At 41.1% G+C, this 957-nt stretch carries 1 protein-coding gene; it reads right to left on the bottom strand.

Annotated features, from left to right (window positions below):
• Positions 1 to 842, bottom strand: an 842-nt coding sequence (locus tag B879_RS23850; protein WP_238542215.1) for a DDE-type integrase/transposase/recombinase, incomplete at its 3' end; no start/stop codon positions are given.
• Positions 843 to 957 lie beyond the last annotated feature (115 nt).

Raw genomic sequence — 957 nt, 5'->3', positions numbered from 1 at the left:
GTTTCATTGTCACCTAGAAGGTACAATTCATCAAAGTCATTGTCTAAGCCATACCTCTTAGGTGGCTTACTAACCCGTTCAGATCTACGTGGAGCTAGGGGTTCAGGAACATGGTTGTCAATATGTCGAGTGCTTGTTTGTGGTTCAATATTAATCTCATTAATTTCCATCTGTTTGCTTATAGTTCCTTTGAGAACAAATTCGTCCTCTAGAAACTTAGCAGTTCTGGCGACAAAGACCTTTTGGTCGTCAGGATGGTAGAACTCATATCCCATAGTTTCTCTAGGATATCCCACAAAATAGCACCTAACTGATCTCGCTTCAAGCTTAGTAGCTTCAAGCTTCTTGACATATGCTTCACAACCCCAAATCTTAATGTGATTAAGACTTGGCTTTCTTCCAATACATATCTCATAGGGTGTCTGTGAAACTGACTTGGAAGGTACTCTATTAAGCAAGTAAGCTGCTGTATATAGAGCGTATCCCCAGAATGTTACTGGTAGATCAACAGAACTCATCATAGAACGAACCATGTTCATCAAGGTTCGATTTCTCCTTTCAGAAACTCCATTGAGTTGTGGAGTTCTCGGTGGAGTCCACTGTGATATTATTCCACACTCTTTAAGATAATCTAGGAACTCGTTACTCAGATATTCACCCCCTCGATCCGATCTTAGGATCCTTATCTGTTTCCCAGTTTGCTTCTCAACTTCATTCTTGAATTCTTTGAACCTTTCAAAGGATTCTGACTTGTACTTCATAAGATACACATAGCCAAACCGAGAGTGATCGTCGGTGAATGTGATATAGTAGGAGAAGCCTCCTCTCGACGTGGTAGACATAGGTCCACATACGTCAGTGTGGATTAACCCTAGAATTTCAGTGGAACGCTCTCCTTTTCCAGTAAATGGAGATTTGGTCATCTTCCCTTTCAAGCAACATTCACAAGTACCCATC

It is taken from the genome of Cecembia lonarensis LW9 (assembly GCF_000298295.1).
GTDB classification, from domain to species: domain Bacteria; phylum Bacteroidota; class Bacteroidia; order Cytophagales; family Cyclobacteriaceae; genus Cecembia; species Cecembia lonarensis.
Note: the sequence above shows the minus strand (reverse complement) of the source record. Positions and strands in the feature narration are given on the sequence as shown.